Source organism: Rhodococcus sp. P3_B8, from assembly GCF_056402775.1.
Genome location: NZ_JBFUGT010000662.1, coordinates 1 through 900 on the forward strand (window position 1 = coordinate 1; position 900 = coordinate 900).

At 66.1% G+C, this 900-nt stretch carries 1 protein-coding gene; it reads right to left on the minus strand.

Annotated features, from left to right (window positions below; genetic code table 11):
- A partial coding sequence (gene mmsA, locus AC1D1G_RS45565; RefSeq protein ID WP_477956982.1) for a CoA-acylating methylmalonate-semialdehyde dehydrogenase occupies positions 1–900 on the minus strand: 900 nt, incomplete at both ends.

The following is a 900-nucleotide window of genomic DNA, read 5'->3' on the forward strand; positions in this document are numbered from 1 at the left end:
GTAGTACGCCATGGGTAGTACGCCATGGGGACGGGGATGGGGACGTTGATGCCGACCATGCCGACCTCGACCTCGTTCTGGAACCGCCGGGCGGCGCCGCCGTCGTTGGTGAAGATGGCGGTGCCGTTGCCGAACTGGCTCGAGTTCACCAGTTCCAGGGCCTCGTCGTAGGAGTCGACGCGGATGACGGAGAGGACGGGTCCGAAGATTTCGTCGGTGTACACGGACATGTCGGTGGTGACGTGGTCGATCAGGGTGGGTCCGAGCCAGAACCCGTCCTTGCCGCCATTCGCCTGCACGGTGCGCCCGTCGACGACGATGGTGGCCCCGTCGTTTTCGCCGGCGTCGATGTAGGAGGCGACCTTGTCGCGGTGCACCTTGGTCACCAGCGGGCCCATGTCGGAATCTTTGGTGCCGTCGCCGATCTTCAATGTGTCGGTGCGCTCTTTGATCTTGGCGACGAGTTCGTCGGCGATGTCGCCGACCGCGACCAGGGCACTGATGGCCATGCAGCGTTCCCCGGCGGACCCGAAGCCGGCGTTGACCATGGCGTCGGCGGCGAGGTCGAGGTCGGCGTCSGGSAGGACGATGGCGTGGTTCTTCGCCCCACCCAATGCTTGGACGCGTTTGCCGTGGGCGGTGCCGGTGGCGTAGACGTACTGGGCGATGGGGGTGGAGCCGACGAAACTGATGGCCTTGATSGCGGGGTGGGTGAGGAGTTCGTCGACGGCGGTCTTGTCGCCCTGSAGGACGTTGAASACSCCGGCGGGSAGKCCGGCTTCGGCCCAGAGTTCGGCCATCCAGATCGCGGCGGTCGGGTCCTTCTCGGACGGTTTGAGGACGACGGTGTTGCCGGCGGCGATGGCGATGGGGAAGAACCACATCGGGACCATGGCGGGG